The organism is Novosphingobium profundi, from assembly GCF_020524485.1.
In the GTDB taxonomy this organism is placed as follows: domain Bacteria; phylum Pseudomonadota; class Alphaproteobacteria; order Sphingomonadales; family Sphingomonadaceae; genus Novosphingobium; species Novosphingobium profundi_A.
Map to the genome: position 1 here is coordinate 1,114,702 of NZ_JAIVLF010000001.1, position 22,777 is coordinate 1,137,478.

At 66.5% G+C, this 22,777-nt stretch carries 23 protein-coding genes; 19 read left to right on the forward strand and 4 right to left on the reverse strand.

Annotation, left to right across the window (positions count from 1 at the left end; translation table 11 throughout):
* Positions 1–516 precede the first annotated feature (516 nt).
* Positions 517–1,176 (reverse strand): heme exporter protein CcmB, encoded by a 660-nt coding sequence (locus LC060_RS04885; protein ID WP_226633220.1) that lies wholly within the window; start codon positions 1,174–1,176, stop codon positions 517–519.
* Positions 1,173–1,763: a heme ABC exporter ATP-binding protein CcmA gene (gene ccmA / locus LC060_RS04890; protein WP_226633221.1), complete on the reverse strand. Its 591-nt coding sequence runs from the start codon at positions 1,761–1,763 to the stop codon at positions 1,173–1,175. The genes LC060_RS04885 and ccmA overlap by 4 nt, the downstream gene beginning before the upstream one ends.
* 77 nt (positions 1,764–1,840) lie before the next feature.
* On the opposite strand from ccmA, the gene LC060_RS04895 reads away from it, so the two are divergent.
* On the forward strand, positions 1,841–2,149 hold the full coding sequence (locus tag LC060_RS04895) for a 4a-hydroxytetrahydrobiopterin dehydratase (RefSeq protein WP_226633222.1): 309 nt from the start codon (positions 1,841–1,843) through the stop codon (positions 2,147–2,149).
* Between the two features lie 71 nt (positions 2,150–2,220).
* The gene (locus tag LC060_RS04900) at positions 2,221–2,580 is read left to right on the forward strand and encodes a YigZ family protein (protein ID WP_226633224.1); all 360 of its coding nucleotides are present in this window, start codon (positions 2,221–2,223) and stop codon (positions 2,578–2,580) included.
* A 6-nt stretch (positions 2,581–2,586) separates the two neighbouring features.
* On the opposite strand, the gene LC060_RS04905 is transcribed toward LC060_RS04900, so the two are convergent.
* Both LC060_RS04905 and LC060_RS04910 read right to left on the reverse strand, forming a co-directional pair.
* Positions 2,587–2,829 (reverse strand): hypothetical protein, encoded by a 243-nt coding sequence (locus LC060_RS04905; RefSeq protein ID WP_226633226.1) that lies wholly within the window; start codon positions 2,827–2,829, stop codon positions 2,587–2,589.
* Positions 2,830–3,084: 255 nt separating this feature from the next.
* The gene (locus tag LC060_RS04910; protein ID WP_226633228.1) at positions 3,085–3,702 is read right to left on the reverse strand and encodes a DNA-3-methyladenine glycosylase family protein; all 618 of its coding nucleotides are present in this window, start codon (positions 3,700–3,702) and stop codon (positions 3,085–3,087) included.
* A 151-nt stretch (positions 3,703–3,853) separates the two neighbouring features.
* Between LC060_RS04910 and LC060_RS04915 the strand changes: the two genes are divergently transcribed.
* The 17 genes from LC060_RS04915 (at position 3,854) to LC060_RS04995 (ending at position 22,776) form a co-directional block, all read left to right on the forward strand.
* Positions 3,854–4,171: a 2Fe-2S iron-sulfur cluster-binding protein gene (locus LC060_RS04915; RefSeq protein ID WP_148628208.1), complete on the forward strand. Its 318-nt coding sequence runs from the start codon at positions 3,854–3,856 to the stop codon at positions 4,169–4,171.
* A 196-nt stretch (positions 4,172–4,367) separates the two neighbouring features.
* Positions 4,368–5,378 carry a cysteine synthase A gene (locus LC060_RS04920; RefSeq protein ID WP_039388139.1) on the forward strand — a complete coding sequence of 337 codons (1,011 nt, stop codon included), beginning with the start codon at positions 4,368–4,370 and terminating at the stop codon, positions 5,376–5,378.
* Positions 5,379–5,395: 17 nt separating this feature from the next.
* Entirely contained in the window at positions 5,396–5,788 is a 393-nt protein-coding gene (locus LC060_RS04925) for a hypothetical protein (RefSeq protein ID WP_226633230.1), read from the forward strand.
* Positions 5,789–6,710: 922 nt separating this feature from the next.
* Positions 6,711–7,214: a division/cell wall cluster transcriptional repressor MraZ gene (locus tag LC060_RS04930; protein WP_226633231.1), complete on the forward strand. Its 504-nt coding sequence runs from the start codon at positions 6,711–6,713 to the stop codon at positions 7,212–7,214.
* Positions 7,211–8,194 (forward strand): 16S rRNA (cytosine(1402)-N(4))-methyltransferase RsmH, encoded by a 984-nt coding sequence (rsmH, locus tag LC060_RS04935; RefSeq protein WP_226633232.1) that lies wholly within the window; start codon positions 7,211–7,213, stop codon positions 8,192–8,194. The genes LC060_RS04930 and rsmH overlap by 4 nt, the downstream gene beginning before the upstream one ends.
* On the forward strand, positions 8,191–8,772 hold the full coding sequence (locus LC060_RS04940; protein ID WP_226633234.1) for a hypothetical protein: 582 nt from the start codon (positions 8,191–8,193) through the stop codon (positions 8,770–8,772). Before rsmH ends, LC060_RS04940 begins: the two co-directional genes overlap by 4 nt.
* Positions 8,769–10,547 carry a peptidoglycan D,D-transpeptidase FtsI family protein gene (locus LC060_RS04945; RefSeq protein WP_226633236.1) on the forward strand — a complete coding sequence of 593 codons (1,779 nt, stop codon included), beginning with the start codon at positions 8,769–8,771 and terminating at the stop codon, positions 10,545–10,547. The genes LC060_RS04940 and LC060_RS04945 overlap by 4 nt, the downstream gene beginning before the upstream one ends.
* Positions 10,544–12,016, forward strand: coding sequence for a UDP-N-acetylmuramoyl-L-alanyl-D-glutamate--2,6-diaminopimelate ligase (locus tag LC060_RS04950; protein ID WP_226633237.1), 1,473 nt, complete (start codon positions 10,544–10,546; stop codon positions 12,014–12,016). Before LC060_RS04945 ends, LC060_RS04950 begins: the two co-directional genes overlap by 4 nt.
* Positions 12,013–13,512, forward strand: a complete 1,500-nt coding sequence (locus LC060_RS04955) for a UDP-N-acetylmuramoyl-tripeptide--D-alanyl-D-alanine ligase (RefSeq protein ID WP_226633239.1) — start codon at positions 12,013–12,015, stop codon at positions 13,510–13,512. Before LC060_RS04950 ends, LC060_RS04955 begins: the two co-directional genes overlap by 4 nt.
* 16 nt (positions 13,513–13,528) lie before the next feature.
* The gene (gene mraY, locus LC060_RS04960) at positions 13,529–14,599 is read left to right on the forward strand and encodes a phospho-N-acetylmuramoyl-pentapeptide-transferase (protein ID WP_039388133.1); all 1,071 of its coding nucleotides are present in this window, start codon (positions 13,529–13,531) and stop codon (positions 14,597–14,599) included.
* Between the two features lie 14 nt (positions 14,600–14,613).
* Positions 14,614–16,011: a UDP-N-acetylmuramoyl-L-alanine--D-glutamate ligase gene (gene murD / locus LC060_RS04965; RefSeq protein ID WP_226633240.1), complete on the forward strand. Its 1,398-nt coding sequence runs from the start codon at positions 14,614–14,616 to the stop codon at positions 16,009–16,011.
* On the forward strand, positions 16,011–17,288 hold the full coding sequence (locus LC060_RS04970; protein WP_226633241.1) for an FtsW/RodA/SpoVE family cell cycle protein: 1,278 nt from the start codon (positions 16,011–16,013) through the stop codon (positions 17,286–17,288). Before murD ends, LC060_RS04970 begins: the two co-directional genes overlap by 1 nt.
* Positions 17,285–18,571 (forward strand): undecaprenyldiphospho-muramoylpentapeptide beta-N-acetylglucosaminyltransferase, encoded by a 1,287-nt coding sequence (murG, locus tag LC060_RS04975; protein WP_226633242.1) that lies wholly within the window; start codon positions 17,285–17,287, stop codon positions 18,569–18,571. Before LC060_RS04970 ends, murG begins: the two co-directional genes overlap by 4 nt.
* The gene (murC, locus tag LC060_RS04980; RefSeq protein WP_226633243.1) at positions 18,568–19,989 is read left to right on the forward strand and encodes a UDP-N-acetylmuramate--L-alanine ligase; all 1,422 of its coding nucleotides are present in this window, start codon (positions 18,568–18,570) and stop codon (positions 19,987–19,989) included. The genes murG and murC overlap by 4 nt, the downstream gene beginning before the upstream one ends.
* On the forward strand, positions 19,986–20,888 hold the full coding sequence (murB, locus tag LC060_RS04985) for a UDP-N-acetylmuramate dehydrogenase (protein ID WP_226633244.1): 903 nt from the start codon (positions 19,986–19,988) through the stop codon (positions 20,886–20,888). Before murC ends, murB begins: the two co-directional genes overlap by 4 nt.
* Positions 20,885–21,841, forward strand: coding sequence for a D-alanine--D-alanine ligase (locus LC060_RS04990; RefSeq protein ID WP_226633245.1), 957 nt, complete (start codon positions 20,885–20,887; stop codon positions 21,839–21,841). The genes murB and LC060_RS04990 overlap by 4 nt, the downstream gene beginning before the upstream one ends.
* Positions 21,838–22,776 (forward strand): cell division protein FtsQ/DivIB, encoded by a 939-nt coding sequence (locus LC060_RS04995; RefSeq protein WP_226633246.1) that lies wholly within the window; start codon positions 21,838–21,840, stop codon positions 22,774–22,776. The genes LC060_RS04990 and LC060_RS04995 overlap by 4 nt, the downstream gene beginning before the upstream one ends.
* The last annotated feature ends 1 nt before the right edge of the window (position 22,777 follow it).

Genomic DNA, 22,777 nt, shown 5'->3' on the forward strand with positions numbered 1-22,777 from the left:
GCGACTTGGCTTAATTTCACGGTGATGTGATTTTAGGGGTTGTAGCTGCGAATGATTATCATTAGCTATTGATACGCGGCTTGATGCTTCCGTCAAGCCCCCGGGAAACGAAGTCAGAGCCGTCCGGCTCGCGTCATGGGGCTTCGATTTTCCCATCCTGTGTCCTTGGCCGGGGCGGCTCCTTGCCTTGCCCGCCCCGGCCATTTTTTCGGCAAGGACTGCAGGTCATCAGCACACAGCTTATCCCACCTTGATCACCATGTTGTGCACGATCTATCCACAAGGTTGCTCACATTGTGTGTTCGCCCGAAGATATTCACGGCTTACGCACATACTGTGCGCACCTCTCAAACATCTTATGCACAGCTTTATGCTCAGTCTGAGGGGCTAAGGAGGACACCCCTGCCAGGGCCCATGGTCCCTCGGCGACTTTATCTCTCAGGGGCAAGGCCGCGTGCGCATGGTGGGTCAGGCAGCTAAGGGAGCCGGGGCGCGATAGCCCTCGGATCGAAACTCTCAGCCGCGTGCGGCGCGCACTGCGGCCCCGCCTGCAAACGGGGCGATCGCCAGCAGGACCAGGCTGGCCGCCGCGGTCAGGGCAAGACCGCTTTCCCCGCCGATGGCAAGGCTTCCAGCGCCGAAGATCAGGATGGGGACAGCCATCGGAATGACGAGAAGACCGGCAAGGGCAGTGCCGCCCCGCAGTCCTGCGGTCAGGGCGGCCACGGTCACGCCGAGCGCGGCGAGACCCGGGGTTCCGGCCAGCAGCCCTAGTTCGACGATAGCCAGCGTCCCGGCCTCAAGCCCGAGCAGGGCCGCTGCGGGGAGGGTGGCCAGCATGAGCGGCGGCCCGAAGCTGAGCCAGTGGGCAAGGACGCGCACCGCGATCACCAGTTCCTCGGAAATGCCGCGCAAGGCCCACTGGTCGAACTGGCCCTGTTCGATGTCGGGCTCCACCAGCCGGTCGAGTGGCAGGATCGCGGCAAGGAGCGCTGCCACCCAGATCACGCCGCCTCCGGTGCGGGCTAACAGAGGCGCGTCCGGCCCGACCGCGAAGGGGTAGAGCATCGCGACCGAGAGAAAGAACAGCACCGGCATCAGCGCACCGCCGCCGCGCCCGCCCAGCAGCAGGCGCGCAAGGTCGCGTTTCAGGAGGGCAAAGACCCGGCCGGTCACAGGGCGAAGTCCGCAAGGGCAAGGCGCTGGAGTCCCTCGATCCGGAAGGGCTGGTGCGAGGCGACCAGGGCGATGCCCCCGCCTGCGCAATGCTCGGCGACGATCGCTTCGGTCAGTTCGACCGCATGGACATCGAGACCGTTGAGGGGTTCGTCCAGAAGCCAGAGCGGGGCGGCCTGGCCGATCAGGCGGGCAAGCGCTGCGCGCTTCTTCTGGCCGGTCGACAAGTAGCGCACGGGTACGTCCAGAAGGTCGGCGAGGCCGAGCCGGTCGCGCGCGGCCTGCGCCGCATCCTGCGAAGTGCCATCGATCCGGGCCCAGAAGGCCAGGGCATCGCCGAGCGCCTGCGAGGTGTCGAGCGCGGGGCGTTCGTCGACGAGGCCGATGGCGCCCTCGCGCTCTACCGTGCCGGCGAAGGCCGGGGCGAGCCCGGCGACGATGCGCAGCAGGCTCGACTTGCCAATTCCGTTGCCGCCCGCAACCTGCAGCGCCTCGCCCGCGTTGAGGGCAAGCGACAGGCCGCGAAAAAGCACCCTGTCGCCGCGGCGACAGGCAAGGTCACGGATCGCGATCTTGGCTTCCTGCATGACGCCGTGCCCTAGTGGAAAGGCCCTGATCTGCCAAGCGTCCTGACGCGGCAGGGAATTTAAGGAAGGTATCGCGCATGTCTGTCACCCCGCTCTCCGACACCGAATTGAAATCGCTGCTGGAAACGCACAGCGCATGGGCGTTGCGCGGCGATGGCAAGGCGATCGAACGCACGCTGAAGTTCGCCGATTTCAACGCAGCCTTCGGCTTCATGACCCGGGTTGCGCTACACGCGGACAAGGCTGATCACCACCCCGAGTGGTCGAATGTCTACAACACCGTGGAGATCGCGCTGACGACCCACGACTGCGGCGGCCTGTCGGGCCGCGACGCGGACATGGCGCAGTTTATCGACGCCGCGGCGAAGGCTGCCGGAGCCGTCTGAGCGTTTTCGGTCCGATGGCTGCTCCTGGCCAGCCTTTGCATCGCGCGAGGGTCGACGCTAAGGCGCGGGCCATGCGCACCTTCGACAAGATCATTTCCGATAGAGGCTCGAAATACGCCGTCTCGGGTGCGCCGTGCCGCGATGCGGACGAGGCGCGCAAGCTCATCGAAGGGCTCAAGAAGGTCAAGAAGTTCGCCAAGGCGACGCACAATTCGTGGGGGCTCCTGGGAGCGGACGGCCCGGTCAAGAACGACGATGGCGAAAGCGGGGCAGGGATGATCATCCTTCAGCAGCTCGAAGCGGCGAGGCTGGAGGGGCATCTTGTCGTGGTGACCCGCTGGTATGGGGGCAAGCACCTTGGCGGCGACCGCTTTCGCCATGTGCGCGATGCGGTCGCCCATTATCTGGACGCGTTGAAAAGGGAAGGCTGAGGCGCCTTAGCCCGCGAGCGCGCTTTCTCGCACGGGGACATGCACCAGCGGTGGGACCCGGTCGGTCGCAGGCGCGCGCACGCGGCGAATGGTGCACAGCCGGGTTTCGTTCAGCCACAATTCGGCGTTGCGATCCTGAGCTTCCTTGTGCGCGAAGATCAGGGCTTCGCTCGAATCGGCGGCGGTGAACTCAAGTCGCTGGGCAAGGCCCACTTCGTCTTCGGCGAAGCGCAACTGGTAGACTGGCATCGGGCATCCTCGGGTTTCCACCGTACGCGCCCGGTTCCGGGCCGCGCACTCTCTCTCACTCTTGGCGATGGCACATGGAGCAGGCCCACTCCTTGACCTTGCGCAATTTGCCATCGCGGCGGGAATGCGAGCGGGCGGAAATTGGTTCCCGCCCGAGACGAGGGAGGAGAGGGCGCGCGACAGGTCGTGGCAGGCCTGCGCCGGACGCGAGAAGGCACCGTGCTTTCAGCGGCTTGGCGCGTGTTGGGGCGCGTGTCAGAGCGCTGCGTTGTTGTAGCAGTGCCAGGTGAAGATCGCCGCGGCGCCCCGGTGCGGACGCCAGTCTTCGGCAAGCTCGCGGGTTGCCTTCTCGCTTGGCCGTTCGGGAAGGCCCAGGATCTTGCCGATGCCGACTTGTACGGCAAGGTCGCCCGCAGGCCAGATGTCGGGGCGTCCTTCAGCGAAGAGTAGGTAGATCTCGGCCGACCAGCGCCCGATGCCCTTGATGCGGATCAGCTCGGCAATGGCGGCCTCGTCGTCCTCGGGGAGGTTTGCAAGATCGAGCTCACCCGCCACCACCAGTTCGCACAGTGAACGTGCATAGCCCTGCTTCTGGCGCGAGAGGCCGCAGCCGCGCAGCGCATCGAATTCGGCGGCGAGGAGGTCTTCGGGCTTCAGTTCGGGCCCCAGCAGCGATTCGAGCTTGGCCCAGACCGAACTTGCCGCCGCGACCGAGACCTGCTGGCCCACGATGGTGCGAAGCAGGGTTGCGTAGCCAGTGGGGCGGGGGCGGGGTTCGGGGTAGCCACAAGCCTCCAGCGCCCGGGCGATACCCGGCTCGATACCGGCCAGGGTATCAAGCCCATACTCAATCTGTTGTGCGCCCAGCGCCATGATGCATCTCTCTTGTTGAAGTATGAACTTCTGGCGATTTAGTATTAACAATTCGGCTTGCCAAAGCCGTATGGCGCTTCTAGCACCTCCTGTCAGAGGCGTGTAGAAGCGCCGCCGACCAACCCGGTTTACCAAGAGGGGACACAGGACAATGCCGCAGATCACCGTCGTCAATCACGCGGGCGAGGAATCGAGCGTCGAGGCCAGCGAAGGCCGCACGCTCATGGAAACCATCCGCGACAGCGGTTTCGATGAACTTCTGGCGCTGTGCGGCGGCTGCTGCTCGTGCGCGACCTGCCATGTCCACGTCGACCCGGCCTACATGGACAAGCTGCCCGAGATGAGCGAAGACGAGAACGACCTGCTCGACAGCTCGGACCACCGCAACGAGTACTCGCGTCTCTCCTGCCAGATCCCCATCACCGCGGCGCTCGAAGGCTGCAAGGTGACGATCGCTCCCGAGGATTGATCTTAAGGCCTTCGGGCTTGCGAAAAGGGGCGCAAGGTCTGGTCCGGGCACTCTGTCCGGTCGGCCTTGCGCCCCTTTTCGGTTCGGAGGCGCATATTTGCGGGGAGGGCCCTGCGCGTTAACCCTCGGTCCAGCTTTTTACGCCTAAAGCGCAATTCGATTGCGACATGCAGGGACACTTCCTAAGTCAGCGGCCATGACAGCACCAAACGCCACGCCTTCCTCGATCGACCTGATCGGCAATACCCCGCTCGTACTTCTCAAAGGGCCCAGCGCCGCCGCCGGCTGCGAAATCTGGGGCAAGTGCGAATTCGCCAACCCCGGCGCCTCGGTCAAGGACCGCGCGGCGCTCTGGATCGTGCGCGACGCCGAAGCGCGCGGCGAGTTGAAGCCGGGCGGCACGGTGATCGAAGGCACGGCGGGCAATACCGGCATCGGCATCGCGCTGGTCGCCAATGCGCGGGGCTACAAGTCGGTCATCGTCATGCCCGACAACCAGTCCAAGGAAAAGATGGACACGCTGCGCGCGCTGGGCGCCGAGCTGGTCCTCGTTCCGCCCACCAAGTTCGCCGACCCCAACCACTTCGTGCACACCTCGCGCCGTCTTGCCGAGGAAACCGAAGGGGCGGTCTGGGCCAACCAGTTCGACAACGTCGCCAACCGCAAGGCCCACATCGAGAGCACGGCGCCCGAAATCTGGGAGCAGCTGGGTGGCCGCATCGACGGTTTCACCTGTGCGGCGGGCACCGGGGGCACGATTGCGGGCACGGGCCTTGGCCTCAAGGCCTTCGACGAGAACATCGTCGTTGCACTGACCGATCCGTATGGTGCGGCGCTTTACAACTACTACGCCAACGGTGAACTGAAGGCCGAAGGCTCGTCGGTGGCCGAAGGGATCGGCCAGGGCCGCATCACCGCAAACCTCGAGGGCGCGCCGATCGACACCCAGTTCCGCATGTCGGACGAGGAAGGCCTCGAGTGGGTGCGTCGTCTTCTGGCCGAAGAGGGGCTGTGCCTGGGCCTGTCCTCGGGCATCAACGTGGCGGGTGCGGTGGCACTTGGCCAGAAGCTTGTCGCCGAAGGCCGCAAGGATGCGCGGGTCGCCACGATTCTGTGTGACACCGGCTTCCGGTACTTGTCCACACTTTACAACCCCGAGTGGCTCGAAACCAAGGGGCTGCCCGTCTTCCCGTGGCTGGTGCGCTGAGGTAACCTTTCGCCGCGATGGCAACCAAGCTCCCCCCCCAGGTCGTCGAACCACTGACCACCCCGCAGCATTTTGCGGAACCGTCTTCGCGCGAGCTTCGCTCGCAGGCGATGCACCGGTTGCAGGTGGGGCTCTTTGGCCTGTGCGCGATGCTGCTCATCGTCGGGTTGGCGAGCATCATCATGGAACGCGCGCGCCTTGCGGATGAGGAAGACCCCATCCGCGAGGTCGTCGCGGCCGATGCGCCCGAGAAGAAGCCGGCAAGCGATCCGCTCGCCGATATCGGCGTCATGCCCGCGGCCGAACCTTCGCCCAAGGCCAAGGAGGCCGAAGGCACTTCGGCGCGCGATGTGGAAGGGCCGCTCGATCCGCGTGCGGCGCCTTTCGATGGACCGCTGCGCGAGGAATAGACCTCGTTCCTGGCTCTGGAGGGGGCGTGCGTGACCCTTCGTGCGGCGCAGGCATCCTGAGAATCACCTAAAGATATACGTTGGCCTTTCGGTCTGCGTCGGTTCCTTCTCGGGGGCGGACGGGGATTGGCAGGGCAGGGCGTGGTCGTTCGTCCCGGACTATCCCTCAGGGTGATTGCCCAGGCATGGGCTGCGTGTGGATGTGTTCCGGTTCGGGGAGGATTGGGGACAGGCCGGAAATCTACGCAGATGTCCCTGGCTTCCGGTCACCTCATTCGCGCGCAGTATTGCGCATTTGCGGCTTGGTACGGGTCCTTATGGGGATCTGCGGGGATGGGCCTGGATCGTTTTGGGGAGGACCGGGGATCGGTTGCCGCCCTATGTGTTCGCTGTGGGGGCGCACCGGTCCTGTTTCCAGTGGCAAAGTGCCTGCTGAAGCACGGAAAACCGGGACTTGATGCCATGATCGCACCAATCGGCCTCTGCATTGGGCAAAACGGGGAGATCGCGGGATCGTGCGTTCACGATGGCTGCAATCCGTGTCTTTACGCAGGGTCTTCCGATAGGGATGGGGATGCCTAGGGATGGCGGGAAGTGGCGCTGTCTTCGCACTCGCAAACCTGGTGAAACTACATAAAATTACACAAATTCAACGGTATTATTGGATAACGTGAGCTTAATAAGGCCTGTGGAAACTATGTGGGTAAAGTTCCCGGGGTGCGCAATCTCGTGAAAATTCCCGTCATTCCCCAAATTTCCCTTTTATCCCCCAAGGGGGCAAGGTAGAAGGAATCGCAATCGGAATGCCTGAGTCCCGCCGCACCGTGTTCGGTTGGTGCGGACCCTGTCGCGCACCTGCGCTTCGGGGGTGGCCTCGGTCATGCTCCGAGGCGGCAAAACCCACGGGGATCAACAGGGCGGCATGGCTGGGCAACCAACCATCTACAGCGGACAGGGCTTCTCGCTTATACGCGACAAGAAGCGCTTCGTGCTGCCCAACACCCTTCGCCCCACCGTCCGGGAATCGAGCGGCAAGGACATCATGTGCCTGGCCAAGCATCCCGAGTGGAAGTGCCTCGTCGCCTTCGGCTTGTCGCGCGTGGATGACTTCGAGAAGCAGCTCGACGCGGAGGAAGAGCGCGCGGACCGTGCCGGGCGTCCCTTCAACCGCGACAAGCGCGCGATGCAGCTCTACTCGTTCCAGCAGGTTCCCTTCGACGGCTCGGGCCGTTTTGTCCTGCCCGAGGCGCTGTCGGGTCTTGCCAACATCGAGGACCAGCTCTTCTTCCAGGGTGTGGGCCGCTTCATCACCATCTGGAACCCGGCCGAACTCTATGCGCTCGCCGAGGATCCCGAGATGGAAACCATCGTCGCCACCTGCCGTTCGCTGGCCGACGCCGAACTTGCCAAGGCGAAGAAGAAGTGAGCGAGGCTCCCCACATCCCCGTCCTCCTGGACGAAGTCGAAGCCGCGCTGCTGCCGCTTGAGGGGCAGGTCGTCGTTGATGCGACCTTCGGAGCGGGCGGCTACACCCGTCGCCTGCTCGATGCCGGGGCGACCGTCCACGCCTTCGACCGGGATCCCGATGCGATCGCGGCCGTCCATGCGAACCCTGAACGCTGGCCCGAACTTGCCAGCGTTCCGCCCCGTCTGGTCCTGCATCCCCGCCGCTTCTCCGAGATGGTCGATGCCCTGCACGGTGCAGGCATCGAAGCCGTCGACGGGATCGTGGCCGACATCGGTGTCTCCTCGATGCAGCTCGACCAGGCGGAGCGCGGGTTCGCCTTTGCCAGCGACGGTCCGCTCGACATGCGCATGAGCCAGGACGGGTATTCGGCTGCCGACTTCGTGAACGAGGGCGAGGAGAGCGCGATTGCCGACGTGCTCTACCTCTACGGTGAAGAGCGCCAGTCGCGCCGTGTCGCCCGCGCCATTGTCGCCGCGCGTCCCATTACCACGACGGGCGAGCTGGCGCGCGTCATCCGCAAGGCGCTTGGTCACCGCCCCGGCGCGCCCAAGGATCCTGCCACGCGCAGCTTCCAGGCGATCCGCATTCACGTGAACGGTGAGCTCGACGAGCTTGAGGCTGCGCTGGCCGCTGCCGAGGAATTGCTGCGCGAAGGCGGGCGTCTTGCCGTCGTCACGTTCCATTCGCTGGAGGACCGCATCGTCAAGCGCTTCCTCAAGGAGGCGAGCGGGCAGGCGCGCTCCACCTCGCGCCACCTGCCGCTCGTCGATACCGGCCCCGAGGCGACCTTTGCGAAAGTGGCCAAGCCGGTAAAGCCCGGCGCCACAGAGCTGGAGGTCAACCCCCGCTCCCGTTCCTCCACCCTGCGCAGCGCCATCCGTACCCACGCGCCCGCCCGTTCCGCTGAAACCCGTTCGTCCTCAAGGAAAAACCCATGAACCTGACCCAAGATCGCGTTCGCTCCATCGGGTGGATCACGGTGCTCGCCATCTGCGCGGCGATGCTCGTGGCGCTGACCTTGCGCGTCAACGCGGTGAAAAGCGAAGTCTACGCGGCCGAGAAGCGGATCGTGTACACCCAGCAGCAGATCAACTTCCTGGAAACCGAATTCCAGACGCGCGCGAACCAGCAGGCGCTCAAGAAGCTCAACGATCTCGAGTTCGGGTACGCGGCGCCGGGGGCGGGCCAGTACCTGGAAGGGGAGCGCCAGCTTGCTGCGCTGGGCGCCGCGCCGGGTCCCGATGCGCCCGCGCCGATCCGCTTCGCCAACGCCGAGCCGGCTGACATCCCGGGTGAGGATGTGGCCGAGCGCGCCGAGGAGAAGGCCGGCTCGCTGCTCGCCATGGTCAATCCGGTGAGCGGCGCAACGGCGGCCGCCATGCCTGAGGAAGAGCGCCGCCGCGAGGTGGCAGCCGCAAGGACGCGCGACACAGATCGCGAGGCCCTGCGGGCGGAAGCCGCCGACCTGTCGCGGCGCCTGGCCAGCATCGAAATCGCGGAGGCGCCCAACCAGTGACCGCGCTGGCTCTTCAGTCGACGGTTCCGGTCACGGTCTCGACGGGCTCACGCGGGCTCGTCAACGAACGCCAGCGCTCGCTGCTCATGGCCAAGGCGCGCACCCTCTGGGTGCTCGTTGCGTTTGTGCTGGTAGGGATGATCGCTGCGCTGCGCATTGCCTACCTCGGCACTACGGGTCCGTCGCCGCGCGAGGTGCGCCTGGCCGATCTGCTGACTCCCCAGCGCGGCGAGATCGTCGACCGCAACGGGGCGCCGCTGGCCCGCGACTTCCGGGTCTATTCGCTCTGGTTCAACCCCAAGGCGATGACCGAGGGTGAGCCCCTGATCCATTCGCCCAAGGAAATCGCGGCGGGTCTGGCGCGCATCTTCCCCGACATCGACCAGGACGAGGTGATCGAAAAGCTTTCGTCGGGCAAGGCGGGTTATATCCGCAAGTCGCTGCTCCCCGAGGACGCCAACCGCGTCCACGAACTGGGTGAGCCTGCGCTGGAATTTCCGCTGGAGACGACGCGGTACTACCCGCAAGGCTCGCTCGCCGCGCACGTTCTGGGCTATGTCGACAGCTACGGCCACGGCAAAGTCGGCATGGAGCAGTACTTCGACAAGGAGCTGGTCAGCCCGGAAGGCCGCTCGGCGCCTTCGGTCATCTCCATCGACTTTCGCGTCCAGAGCGCGCTTGAGGACGAACTTGCCAAGGGCATGGCGCTGTCCGAGGCCAAGGGCGCAGCCGGTGTGGTGCTCGATGTCGACACCGGCGAAGTCATGGCGCTGGCCTCGCTTCCCGGGTTTGACCCCAACCACGTGAAGCCCAACGACATGGTGGTGACGCCTGAAGAGGCCAAGCAAGGCGAAGTGCCCAAGGGCTTCAACCGCGCGACCAACCAGGTCTACGAGCTGGGCTCGACCTTCAAGCCGATCACGGTTGCAGCCGCGCTCGATGCCGGCACGGTCACGAACCTGGCCCGCCGCTGGCCCGCAGCCCCCCTTCATGTCGGCCGCTTCACCATCAAGGACAGCCACGCGATGGGCGATTCGCTCAACGTGCCTGAAACGCTGATCCATTCCTCGAACGTGGTGACGGCCCAGATCGCCGATGAACTGGGCGGGGAGCGGCTCAAGGCCAAGCTCAAGACGCTGGGCATGAACACGCGGCCCGCCATCGAGCTTCCCGCGCGCGGCTTTCCGATCTGGGACAACGGCAAGTGGCGCCGCCTGCGCACGATGACGGTGTCCTACGGGCACGGCGTGGCGGTGACCCCGCTGCACCTCGCCACCGCCTACGCCGCTCTCGTCAACGGGGGCATGTGGCGCCCGGCGACCCTGCGCAAGCTGAGCGCGGGCGAGGTACCCGAAGGGCGCCGGGTGTTCAGCGCGGCGACCTCGGCGCGTATCCGCCAGCTTCTGCGCATGATCGTGCTCTACGGTACGGGCCGCAAGGGCGATGCGCCGGGCTTCCGGATCGGTGGCAAGACCGGCTCGGCGGAAAAGCCGGGCAACGGGGGGTATCGCCACCACTCGCTGATTTCCACGTTCGCGGCGGCCTTCCCCATGGACAAGCCGCGCTATGTCGTCATAGCCATGATGGACGAGCCCAAGGGTACGGCGGCGACCAGCTACCAGCGCACCGCCGCCTGGAACGCGGCGCCGGTTGTGGCGCGCGTGGTCCCGCGTATCGGGCCGCTCCTGGGCATCATGCCCGACGAGACCCGCGATATCGACATCTCGGATCTCAAGCCTCTCATCCCCCACGAAGTGAGCGAAGCCGAAGAATGAAACTCTCCGCCCTCTGCGCCACCGCCGGCCTTGCGCTTCCCGGTCCCGATGCAGAGGTGACCGGCTTCGCCATCGACCACAGGAAGGTCGCGCCCGGCACCGTCTTCGGCGCCTTCAAGGGCGCGCGTTTCAACGGCGAGGACTACATCGCGGACGCCATCGCGTCGGGCGCGGTTGCCATCGTCTCGGCCTGTGAGGTTCCCATCGAGGGTGCGGCGTCCTTTGTCGACGCCGAGCCGCGCCGCCTTTTCGCGCAGCTGGCCGCGCCGTTCTATCGCCCGGTGCCCGAAACGCTGGTCGCGGTGACCGGGACCAATGGCAAGACCTCGACAGTCGAGCTCACGCGCCAGATCTGGAACATGGTGGGGGAGCGGGCTGCCTCCATCGGCACGCTGGGTGTGACCACCGGTGATGCGCGCGTTTCGACCGGGCTGACCACGCCGGACGTGGTGACCTTCCTTGGCAATCTGGCGGGGCTCGCCCGCGAGGGCGTCAGTCACGTCGCCTACGAAGCCTCCAGCCACGGTCTTTCGCAATACCGTATCGAGGGGCCGCGCGTGGCGGCGGGGGCCTTTACCAATCTCAGCCGCGACCACCTCGATTACCACGCGACCATGGAAGAGTACTTCGCGGCCAAGATGCGCCTGTTCGACGAAGTGGTCGCGGACGCGGGGACGGCGGTGATCTGGGCCGACGATGCCTGGTCGCAGCGGGCTATCGTCCATGCCCGGGCGCGGGGGCTCAAGGTCTTCACCGTGGGTGAGCAGGGCGAGGATATCCGCCTCGCCGCGCGCACGCCGGGAGGCCTGGGCCAGCAGCTTGAAGTCCAGTACGCGGGCGTTTCGCGCATGATCCCGCTCCCGCTGATCGGCGCCTACCAGGCCGCCAACGCGCTGGTTGCGGCAGGGCTGGTCCTGGCGACGGGCGGCGATGCGGACCGGGTGTTCGATGCGATGAAGCGGCTCGTCACCGTGCGCGGCCGTCTCGAGCGCGCCGCGATCACGCCCTCGGGCGCGCCGGTCTACGTCGACTACGCCCACACGCCCGACGGATTGGAGGCCGCGATTGCCGCGCTGCGCCCGCACGTTTCGGGACGGCTCATCGTCGTGTTCGGAGCCGGGGGCGACCGTGATACCGGCAAGCGGGCACCGATGGGCCGCGTGGCGAGCGACCTCGCTGACATCGCCATCGTCACCGACGACAACCCGCGCGGCGAGGATCCGGCCGCGATCCGCGCCATGGTGCTTGAGGGGGCGCGTGCGAGCGCGCGCGAGATCGGCGATCGGCGCGAGGCGATTGGTGCGGCTCTTGCCGAGGCCAGGGGCGGTGACATCGTTCTCATCGCGGGCAAGGGGCACGAGCAGGGGCAGATCATCGGCAGCGGCGAGGCCATGCGCGTGCTGCCCTTCGACGACGTGGACGTGGCGCGCGAGATGGCAGGCGCGCTGGCGAAGGGAGGTGACGCATGACGGCACTGGCACGCATTCTCGATTGGCCCGCACCCGAGGTGGAAGAGCAGGGGCAGGGGCTCTGGGATTCCGCGACGCTCGAACGCGCCTTGCGCGGCACGGCGAGTGGTCCGTTTACGGTATCGGGTGTCGAGATCGACAGTCGCGACGTCGAGCCGGGCGACCTCTTCTTTGCCCTGAAGGGTGAGAGCATGGACGGCCACCGCTTCGTCGAGATGGCCTTCGCCAAGGGCGCAGCGGCCTGTGTCGTCGACCGTCCTGTCGAAGGGCCGCACATCCTTGTCCAGGACACGACCGAGGCGCTGGAGCGTCTTGGCGCCGCATCGCGCCAGCGTGCGCGTGGGCCGGTGATCGGGGTGACCGGATCGGTCGGCAAGACCGGGGTCAAGGAGATGATCTTCGAAGGGCTCGACCGCGCGACACGCGGCGATGCGCACCGTTCGGTCAAGAGCTACAACAACCATGTCGGCGTGCCGCTCAGCCTCGCGCGCATGCCTGCTCGGGCTCGCTTCGGCGTGTTCGAAATGGGGATGAACCACGAAGGCGAGATCGCTGCGCTGACGCGTCAGGTTCGCCCGCATGTCGCGGTGATCACCACTATCGCGCCCGCCCACATCGAGAATCTGGGCTCCGAAGAGGCCATTGCCGACGCTAAGGCGGAGATATTCCAGGGGCTTGAGCGCGGCGGCACGGCGGTGATCCCGGCCGACAGTCCGCATTACGAGCGTCTTCGCAAGGCGGCGCTGCGCTGCGGGGCCCATGTCGTCGCGTTTGGCCGGGGCGCCAACGCGGACGTGCGCCTGCTTGACGCGGTCGATGCAATCGGCGGGGGCTCGCTCGTGACTGCGGACATGGGTGACAGGCGCGTGTGCTACACCGTCGCCGCGCCGGGCGAGCACCAGGTGATGAACTCGCTTGCGGTCATGGCGGCCATCCGTGCCGTGGGCGGCGATCTGGGCGCTGCGGGCGTGGCGCTCGCCGAAATGGGCGGCCTTGCCGGACGCGGGGCGCGTCTTGAGATCGCGGTTTCGGGCGGGGAGGCCAACGCGGACGGTTCGCGCACCGCGCTCCTCATCGATGAAAGCTACAACGCCAATCCGGCCTCGATGCGCGCGACACTGGCGCAGCTCGGGCGCACCAACGCCAGGCGGCGTATTGCGGTGCTGGGCGCAATGAAGGAACTGGGCACCCACGGGCCAGGTTATCACGCCGCGCTGGAGGAGCCGATCCGCGAGGCCGGTGTCGACTATCTGGTGCTGGTCGGCGATGAAATGCTCCCGCTCGTCCGGGAACTCGAAACCCGCGCGGATGCGGGGGAAAACGCCGCCTCCTCGCTTGGCAAACCGGCCGCCTTCGCGCATTGCCAGAGTGTGAGGGAGGCTGTGGATCGTGTGCGCGCTTTCGGGCTCGAAAGCGGGGATGCCATTCTCGTCAAAGGGTCCAATTCGGTGGGCCTGGCCTCGCTCGTTTCGGAGCTGAACAAGCAGGAAGGGTGAGGGTCGCTCCCGCAACATGCTGTATCTTTTCGCAGATTGGTTCGATTATCAGGGGCTTGCCAACCTCTTCCGCTACCAGACCTTCCGGGCCGGTGGCGCGCTTCTGTTTGCGCTCTTCGTCGGTCTCCTGATCGGTCCGAAGTTCATCAACATGCTGCGCGTGCGCCAGGGCAAGGGGCAGCCGATCCGTGAGGACGGTCCGCAGAGCCACCTGGCCAAGCGCGGTACGCCCACGATGGGCGGCCTGATGATCCTGACCGCCCTGATCGCGGCGATGGTCCTGTTCATGGACGTGACCAACCCGTTCGTTTGGGCCTGCATCGCGGTCACCATCGGCTTTGGCGCAATCGGCTTCATGGATGACTACGACAAGGTCGCCAAGCGCAGCACGGCGGGCGTTCCCGGGCGCGTGCGCCTGCTCATGGAATTCGCCGTGGCGGGGCTCGCCTCGTACATCATCGTCAGCCAACTGAACACGAACCTTTACGTGCCGTTCCTGACCGGGCGCTACATCCCGCTGGGGCCGCTCTACTACGTCTTCGCGGCCTTCGTGATCGTGGGGGCGGGCAATGCGGTGAACCTCACTGATGGGCTCGACGGTCTGGCGACCTTCCCGGTCTTTGTCGCAGCGGGCACTTTCGCGATCATCTGCTATCTGGCGGGCCGCGTCGACTTTGCGACGTATCTCGGCATTCCGCACGTCCCGGGGGCAGGCGAACTGGCGATCTTCTGCACGGGCATCATGGGCGCGTGCCTTGCCTTCCTGTGGTTCAACGCGCCGCCTGCGGCCGTGTTCATGGGCGATACCGGCAGTCTGGCACTCGGAGGCGCGCTGGGCTGCATCGCGGTCGCCGCGCACCACGAGATCGTGCTGGCGGTCGTGGGCGGTCTCTTCGTTCTGGAAGCGGCCTCGGTCATCATCCAGGTCTTCTGGTTCAAGCGCACCGGCCGCCGGGTCTTCCGCATGGCGCCGATCCACCACCATTTCGAACAGTTGGGCTGGAAGGAATCGACTGTCGTCGTGCGCTTCTGGATCATCTCGCTGGTGCTGGCCGTGCTGGGCCTTGCCACGCTGAAGCTGCGATAAGGAGAGCTGCGCAGGTGATCGTCTTCCCCGCCTTTGCCGGCAAACGCTACGCGGTCCTCGGGCTTGCCCGCTCGGGGATGACGGCGGTGCGCTCGCTGCTGGCGAGTGGGGCCCACGTGATGGCCTGGGACAGCCGCGAGGAGCCGCGCCAGGCCCTGCTGCGCGACTGCGAGGCGGGGACCTGCGAGATCGCCGATCCTACCAGCGCGAACCTTTCCGGCTACGACGGGGTCGTCGTCTCGCCGGGCGTTCCGCTCAACAGCCATCCGATTGCCGCAGCCGCGGCGCGGGCGGGGGTGCCGGTTATCGGGGACATCGAACTCTTCGCGCTCGCCCGTGCCAGCCTGCCCGCGCACCGGGTTGTGGGCATTACCGGCACCAACGGCAAGTCGACGACGACCGCGCTCGTGCGGCACCTTCTGGAAAAGGCAGGCGTGCCGGCGCGCATGGGCGGCAACATCGGTCTGCCGATCCTGGGCACGGTGCCGCTCGAGCCCAACGCGAACGGTTCGGGCGTCTATGTGCTGGAGCTTTCGAGCTACCAGATCGACCTCACCCACAGCCTCGATTGCGACGTGGCCGCGCTTCTCAACGTGACACCCGATCACCTCGATCGCTACGACGGCTTCGCCGCCTACGCCGCCTCCAAGGCCCGTCTCTTCACAATGCAGACGCCCGGCCATGCGGCGGTCTTCGGCAAGGGCGATGCGCAGACACTGGGCGTGGCCCGGCGCGAGGAAGCCCGGCGCGAGGGCAAGGGGGTGGTCCGGGTCGACGGCGCTGACCTCGACGCGCTGCAAAAGGACTGGCCCTCGCTCCAGGGGCCGCACAACCTCCAGAACGCCGCCGTTGCCATCGCCATTGTCGAGGCGCTGGGGATCGCGCGCGCGGACTGGGAGCCGGGTCTGCGCGACTTTCGCGGGCTGCCCCACCGCATGGAATGCGTCGCGCGGGCCGAGGGCGTTGACTACATCAACGACAGCAAGGCCACCAACCCGGCCTCGGCCGCGCCTGCGATTGCCGCCTTCCCGCCCGACCCTGCACCGCGCATCCACTGGATCGTGGGCGGTCTTCCCAAGGGCGAGGACCTCGACGAGTGCAAGCCCTGGTTCGGCCACATCAAGGCGGCCTACACCATCGGCGATGCGGGCCCGCTCTTTGCCGAGATCCTGGAGCCCTATACCCGCATCGTGCGCAGCGAGATGATGGCGCAGGCGATCCGCCAGGCCATGGACGCCGCCGCGCCCGGCGATGTCGTCCTGCTCTCTCCTGCCTGTGCCAGCTTCGACCAGTTCCGCGACTATGAGGCGCGCGGCGAGGCCTTCCGCCAGATCGTCGAGGCGCTGCTTGCGCCCGAGGATGGGGACGAGAAGGACGGGGAGGGGCGCGGCCAGGGAGGAGCAGCGGGCTGATGGCAAGTATTGCACCCGAGGGCCCGCAGGGCTTCACCATTCCCATGGCCGGAGGGCATCGCGGCGCGGTGAGCGGGCATTTCGCGCCCGCAACGGGCCCGCTGCCCACCGGCAAGGGCCCGGGCGCGCGCACCCGGCGCCAGAGGCTGGCCGTCTGGTGGCAGGAGATCGACCGCTTCGCCTTGTATGTCGTCCTGATCCTCATGGGGATCGGCGCGGTGGCGGTGGCGGCGGGATCGCCCGCCTCGGCGCGGCGCCTGTCGACCTCGGCCGAGCGCTTGCCCGATCTCTACTTCTTCTTCCTTCACATGCGCTGGCAGCTTGTGGGCATTGTCGCGCTGCTCTGGGCCTCCAGCCTCGACAAGGACGCGGCCCGGCGCTTTGGTATCCTGATTGCAGGCATCATGTTCGCCGCGCTCTTCCTCGTGCCGGTGGTCGGCTCGGAAGTGAACGGGGCGAAGCGCTGGTTGCGTCTGGGCTTCTCGCTCCAGCCCTCCGAGTTCCTCAAGGTGGGCTGGCCGATCCTGCTCGCCTGGATCCTGTCCTGGCGCGCGCGCGATCCGCATATCCCCGTCGTGGGCATCTGCGCCGCGCTGATGGTGGTTCTGGGCGGTCTGCTCATGCTCCAGCCCGACTTCGGCTCGACCATGCTGTTTTCGGGCAGCTTTGCGGTGATGGTGCTGCTGTCGGGCTTCGACTGGCGCCGCCTCGCGGCGCTGGGCGGCGTGGGCGTCGTCGGGCTCGTCATCATGTATTTCACCTATGACAACGGCCGCAACCGCATCGACAACTTCCTCTTTGGGGGCACGGCCTACGACCAGGTCGACCTTGCCGAGCGCACGCTGCTGAATGGCGGGTGGACAGGCCAGGGCTTCTGGATGGGCGTGCGCAAGATGTCGCTGCCCGAGGCCCATACCGACTACATCTTTTCGGTCATCGGCGAGGAGTTCGGCCTGCTGGCCTGTATGGTGATCGTCGCGCTCTACATTGCCTTCCTGGTGCGCGTGCTGATGCGCACCATCGATGAGGAGGATCTCTTCTCGGTGCTGGCTGCGGCCGGCATCGCCGCGCAGTTCGGCGGGCAGGCCTTCATCAACATCCTCGTCAACCTGCAGCTCTTTCCTTCCAAGGGCATGACGCTGCCGCTCATCAGCTATGGTGGTTCGTCCACCATTGCGCTGTGCCTGACGATGGGCCTTCTTCTCGCCATTACCCGGCGCAATCCCTTTATCCAGCGCGAGCGTTTCACCTTGCGCACCAATGGAGAGCTTTCATGAGCGGCCCCTCGCGGCACTACGTCCTTGCGGCCGGTGGCACCGGCGGCCACCTGATCCCGGCCTTTGCGCTGGCCGCCGAGCTTCACGCGCGCGGGCACCATGTCGCGCTCATCACCGACGAGCGCGGCGCGAAAATTCCCGGCAAGCCTGATTACCTGACCACCCACGTCCTCCCGCAGGGTCGCATTGCGGGCAAGAACCCGCTGAACTGGCTCAAGGGCGCGCGCGGTGTGCTGAAGGGGCGAAGCATGGCCAAGCGCCTGTTCGAGAGCTTCCAGCCCAGCGCCGTGATCGGCTTTGGCGGTTATCCCTCGCTCCCCACCATGCTGGCGGCCAGCGCAATGAAGATCCCGACCGTCCTGCACGAGCAGAACGCGGTGCTGGGGCGGGTGAACCGCTATTTCGCCAAGCGCGTCAATGCCATCGCCACCCCGTGCGAGGATGTCGACTTCCTTGATGCGCGCCATGCAGACAAGGTCACGCTGGTCGGCAATCCGGTCCGCGAGCAAGTGCTGTCCCTGCGCGAGGAGCCGTTCCCCGATTTCTCGGAAGACAGCCTGTTCCGCATTCTCGTGACCGGCGGCAGCCAGGGCGCGCGGATCCTGAGCCAGGTCATTCCCGAAGCGCTGGCCATGCTTCCGCCCACGCTGTGCTCGCGCCTCCAGGTGATCCAGCAGTGCCGCCCCGAGGACATCGACGGCGTGCGCCAGCGCTACGCGCACCACGGTATCCCGGCCGAGCTTGCGACCTATTTCGAGGACATGGCCGAGCGGCTTGCCGGCGCGCACCTGTTCATCGGGCGCTCGGGCGCCTCGACGATTGCCGAGCTGACTGCGGTGGGCCGTCCGGCGATCCTGATCCCGCTTCCTTACGCGATGGACGACCACCAGGTCGCCAACACACGTGAGATCGTGGCGGCAGGCGGCGCGCGTGTCATTCGCCAGCCCGCGATCACGACCGAAGACCCCGATCTGCTGACGGGCGACAAGCGCAACGCGCTGCTGCGCGAGCAGGGCGCGATCTTCGACAAGATGGCCAAGGACATCTGCCTGCAGGTCCAGGCCATCGCCAAGAACCCGCAGACGCTTGCCAATGCCGCGCACGCCTCGTGGAACTGCGGCTATCCCAAGGCGGCCAAGGATCTTGCCGATCTTGTCGAGAGCTTCGGGGCCGCCCCGATGATGGACGTGCTGCGCGTCGTACCCGAAGGCGGTGCCCCTGCGCGGGGCGGTGAGGCGCTTGCCCACTCCGTTACTGCGACCAACAAGGAATTTGCCCAGTGAAAGCCGTCGGCACCGATATCGGGACCATTCACTTCGTCGGCATCGGCGGCATCGGCATGTCGGGCATTGCCGAGGTCATGCACAACCTGGGCTACTCGGTGCAGGGCTCGGACATGGCCGAAAGCTATGTCGTCGAGCACCTGCGTTCGCGCGGGATCACGGTGAACATCGGACAGCGGGCGGAGAACGTGAACGGGGCGGCGGTTGTCGTCATCTCGACCGCGGTCAAGCGCACCAACCCGGAAGTCGTCTACGCGCTGGAGCACCGCATTCCGGTCGTGCGCCGCGCCGAGATGCTGGCCGAGCTCATGCGCCTGAAATCGACCGTCGCGGTCGCGGGCACCCACGGCAAGACCACCACGACCTCGATGGTCGCCGCGCTTCTCGACGCAGGGGGGATCGACCCCACCGTCATCAATGGCGGCATCATCAACGCCTACGGGTCGAACGCGCGCCTGGGCGAAAGCGACTGGATGGTGGTGGAGGCCGATGAAAGCGACGGCTCATTCCTGCGCCTCGACGGCACCATCGCGGTCGTGACCAACATCGATCCCGAGCACCTCGACCACTACGGCTCGTTCGACAAGGTGAAGGAAGCCTTTGTCGAGTTCATCGAGAACGTGCCCTTCTACGGCGCGGCGCTCCTGTGCATCGACCACCCCGAGGTCCAGGCGGTGATCCCCAAGGTTCGCGACCGCCGCGTCGTGACGTACGGTTTCAGTGCGCAGGCCGACATTCGCGGCGAGAACGTGACCCCGATCCCGGGCGGCAACCGCTTCGATGTGGCGCTGCGCCAGCGCGACGGCTCGTTCCAGCGCATCGAGGGCATCGAGCTGCCCATGCCCGGCCGCCACAACGTGCAGAACGCGCTCGCCGCGGTGGGCGTATCGATCGAGATGGGCTGTCCGCACGACGTGATCCGCACCGGCTTCTCCAAGTTTGGCGGCGTCAAGCGCCGCTTCACCAAGGTCGGCGAGATCGCCGTGGGCGAGGGCGCGGTTTCGGTGATCGACGACTACGGCCACCATCCGGTGGAGATCCGCGCGGTGCTGGCGGCTGCGCGCGAGGGTGTGAAGGGCCGTGTCATCGCGGTTGCGCAGCCGCACCGCTACACGCGCCTGCGCGATCACATGGACGAGTTCGAAAGCTGCTTCAACGATGCCGACGTGGTCTACATCACGCCGGTCTACGCCGCGGGCGAAGAGCCCATCGAGGGCGTGGACAGCGCGCACCTGGTCAAGGGCCTGAAGTCGCGCGGGCACCGCTCGGCACAGGAAATCGCAGGCGCCGATGCGCTTGCAGAGAGGCTGGCCGAGACGATCCTGCCGGGCGACATGATCGTGTGCCTGGGGGCAGGCGACATCACCAAGTGGGCCGCCGGGCTCGCTGCCGCGATCACGGAAAAGCGCAAGGCATGAGCGATCTCGCGGCCTCCCTTCCGCCCGTCCGGGGCAAGCTGACGGCGAACGCGCCGCTGGCCCCGCTCGTCTGGTTCAAGGCGGGTGGAAGCGCGCAGTGGCTGTTCGAGCCCAAGGATACCGAGGACTTGCAGGCGTTCCTCAAGGATCTGGATCCTGCCATTCCGGTCATGGCGCTGGGGCTGGGCTCGAACATGATTGTGCGCGACGGCGGCGTTGCGGGCGTGGTGATCCGGCTTGGCAAGCCCTTTGCCAAGGTCACCGCGCACGAGGACCTCACGCTCGAATGCGGGGGTGGGGCCAGCGGTATCCTGGTTTCCTCCACCGCGCGCGATGCGGGGATTGCGGGAACCGAGTTCCTGCGCTCGATCCCAGGCACAGTGGGCGGCTTCGTGCGCATGAACGGCGGCGCCTATGGCGGCGAGGTCAAGGACATCCTGGTCGCGTGCGACGTGGTCCTGCGTGACGGAACGCTGCGCACGCTGACCAACGCGGAGCTGGGCTACACCTACCGCCATTCCGAACTTCCGGCAGGCGCGGTGGTCGTCGCCGCGCGTTTCCAGGGCCGGGCCGGCGATCCCGTCGAGATCCAGGCCGAGATGGACCGCATTTCGGCGAGCCGCGAAGCCTCGCAGCCGCTGCGCTCCAAGACCGGCGGCTCCACGTTCAAGAACCCGGACGGGACCTCGGCGTGGAAGCTGGTCGATGAGGCCGGGTGCCGCGGGCTCCAGCTGGGCGGGGCGCAGGTTTCGGAAAAACACACCAACTTTCTTCTCAACACCGGCGATGCCACCGCCAGCGACATCGAGGCGCTGGGCGAGGAAGTGCGCCGCCGGGTCAAGGAAGCCTCGGGCGTGACGCTCGAGTGGGAAATTCAACGAGTAGGATCGCACAAGTGACACTCCCCAAGCTCCACGTCGCCGTCCTGATGGGTGGCTGGTCGAACGAACGTCCCGTCTCGCTGATGAGCGGTGAAGGCGTGGCCAAGGCGCTTGAGAGCAAGGGCCACAAGGTCACGCGCATCGACATGGACCGCGAGGTCGCGCAGCGCCTCGCCGAGACCAGGCCCGATGTCGTGTTCAACGCGCTGCACGGTGCGCCGGGCGAGGACGGCACGGTGCAGGGCATGATGGACCTGATGGGCCTCACCTATACGCATTCGGGGCTCGCGACCTCGGTCATCGCCATCGACAAGGAACTGACCAAGCAGGCGCTCGTCCCGCATGGCGTGCCCATGCCCGGCGGGCGCGTGGTCGAGACCGAGACGCTGTTCACGAAGGACCCGCTGCCCCGCCCTTACGTGCTCAAGCCTGTCAACGAAGGGTCTTCGGTGGGCGTTGCCATCGTCACCGAAGAGGGCAACTACGGGAACCCCATCAGCCGGGAGGCCAAGGGGCCCTGGCAGGAGTTCGCAACGCTCCTGGCCGAACCTTACATTCGCGGGCGTGAGCTGACGACGGCGGTGATCGGGGAGCGCGCGCTGCTCGTCACTGAACTCAAGCCCAAGTCCGGTTTCTACGACTTCGATTCCAAGTACACCGACGGCATGACCGAGCATGTCTGCCCGGCCGACGTGCCCGCCGAGATCACCGAGGCGTGCAAGGCGCTGGCATTGCGCGCCCATCAGCTGCTGGGGTGCAAGGGCACCAGCCGTTCGGACTTTCGCTGGGATGACACGCAAGGGGTGGAAGGCCTGTTCCTGCTGGAGACCAACACCCAGCCGGGCATGACCCCGCTCAGTCTCGTGCCCGAACAGGCCAAGGCCTGCGGCATCGAGTATCCCGACCTTGTCGAGGCGATTATTGCCGAGGCGCTGGCCGATGTGAAACCGGACAAGGCCACTTCGCCATGAGCCAGACGATCAAGCGCAAGGGCAAGACCGCCCGCAAGGCCGCTGCCGCGCAGGGCAACCGCGCCAAGGTGCGCAGCGCCAAGGCCACCGGCGGCAGCGCGCTCGACATGGCGATGGGCTGGCTGCCCTTCACCGAAGCGCAGCTCCAGCGCCTGTTCGTGCTTGCGATCCTGGCTGGCGTGGCCGCGCTGGCCTGGGTCGTGGCGTCCGCTGCAGGCGTGCCGGGCATGGCCGAAGCACGCTTTGCGCAGATATCCAAGCAGGCCGGTTTCGAGGTCAAGCACATCGAACTGCGCGGCGTGAAGAACATCAACGAACTCAAGATCTACGAGCGCGCGCTCGCGCAGAAGTACCGCGCGATGCCGCTGGTCGATCTGGAGCAGTTGCGCAGTGAGCTGCTCGAACTGCCCTGGGTCGAGGATGCGCGCGTGTCGCGCCAGTTGCCCACGACGCTGGTCATCGACATTGTCGAGCGCTCGCCCCGTGCGGTGCTGCGCAAGGCGGATACCTATGCGCTGATCGACGAGACCGGGCATGAACTCGAAGTGATCGACCGTTCGGCGGCCAAGGGCAAGCTCATCGTCTCGGGTGAGGGGGCTGGGCAGGAGATCATCCAGCTCTCGCACCTTCTGGAGGCCGCGCCCGCGCTCAAGCCCCGCGTGCGCGAAGCGCAGTGGGTCGGGAACCGGCGCTGGAATCTCGTGTTCGAGACAGGCCAGGTTCTCGCGCTGCCGGAAGGCGTCAAGGAATCGGCCGGGGCGCTTGTCACGTTTGCGCGCCTGGACGGCACCAACCGCCTGATCGGGGGCAGGGCTATCGCCATCGACATGCGTGCGCCCGACCGGGTCTACCTGCGGGTGCCTGAGGGCGAGGTTCAGGAGATTTCGACCAAGGGCGGTGCGGTTGCGCTGGCCTCGGGCGGGAACGGGCAGTGAG

Excerpts from the sequence above, each read along its gene's own strand:
- ccmA (WP_226633221.1), bottom strand. The coding sequence starts at position 1,763 with ATGCAGGAAGCCAAGATCGCGATCCGTGACCTTGCCTGTCGCCGCGGC.
- LC060_RS04895 (WP_226633222.1), top strand. The coding sequence starts at position 1,841 with ATGTCTGTCACCCCGCTCTCCGACACCGAATTGAAATCGCTGCTGGAA.
- LC060_RS04900 (WP_226633224.1), top strand. The coding sequence starts at position 2,221 with ATGCGCACCTTCGACAAGATCATTTCCGATAGAGGCTCGAAATACGCC.
- LC060_RS04905 (WP_226633226.1), bottom strand. The coding sequence starts at position 2,829 with ATGCCAGTCTACCAGTTGCGCTTCGCCGAAGACGAAGTGGGCCTTGCC.
- LC060_RS04910 (WP_226633228.1), bottom strand. The coding sequence starts at position 3,702 with ATGGCGCTGGGCGCACAACAGATTGAGTATGGGCTTGATACCCTGGCC.
- LC060_RS04915 (WP_148628208.1), top strand. The coding sequence starts at position 3,854 with ATGCCGCAGATCACCGTCGTCAATCACGCGGGCGAGGAATCGAGCGTC.
- LC060_RS04920 (WP_039388139.1), top strand. The coding sequence starts at position 4,368 with ATGACAGCACCAAACGCCACGCCTTCCTCGATCGACCTGATCGGCAAT.
- LC060_RS04925 (WP_226633230.1), top strand. The coding sequence starts at position 5,396 with ATGGCAACCAAGCTCCCCCCCCAGGTCGTCGAACCACTGACCACCCCG.
- LC060_RS04930 (WP_226633231.1), top strand. The coding sequence starts at position 6,711 with ATGGCTGGGCAACCAACCATCTACAGCGGACAGGGCTTCTCGCTTATA.
- LC060_RS04940 (WP_226633234.1), top strand. The coding sequence starts at position 8,191 with ATGAACCTGACCCAAGATCGCGTTCGCTCCATCGGGTGGATCACGGTG.
- LC060_RS04950 (WP_226633237.1), top strand. The coding sequence starts at position 10,544 with ATGAAACTCTCCGCCCTCTGCGCCACCGCCGGCCTTGCGCTTCCCGGT.
- LC060_RS04955 (WP_226633239.1), top strand. The coding sequence starts at position 12,013 with ATGACGGCACTGGCACGCATTCTCGATTGGCCCGCACCCGAGGTGGAA.
- mraY (WP_039388133.1), top strand. The coding sequence starts at position 13,529 with ATGCTGTATCTTTTCGCAGATTGGTTCGATTATCAGGGGCTTGCCAAC.
- LC060_RS04970 (WP_226633241.1), top strand. The coding sequence starts at position 16,011 with ATGGCAAGTATTGCACCCGAGGGCCCGCAGGGCTTCACCATTCCCATG.
- murG (WP_226633242.1), top strand. The coding sequence starts at position 17,285 with ATGAGCGGCCCCTCGCGGCACTACGTCCTTGCGGCCGGTGGCACCGGC.
- murB (WP_226633244.1), top strand. The coding sequence starts at position 19,986 with ATGAGCGATCTCGCGGCCTCCCTTCCGCCCGTCCGGGGCAAGCTGACG.
- LC060_RS04995 (WP_226633246.1), top strand. The coding sequence starts at position 21,838 with ATGAGCCAGACGATCAAGCGCAAGGGCAAGACCGCCCGCAAGGCCGCT.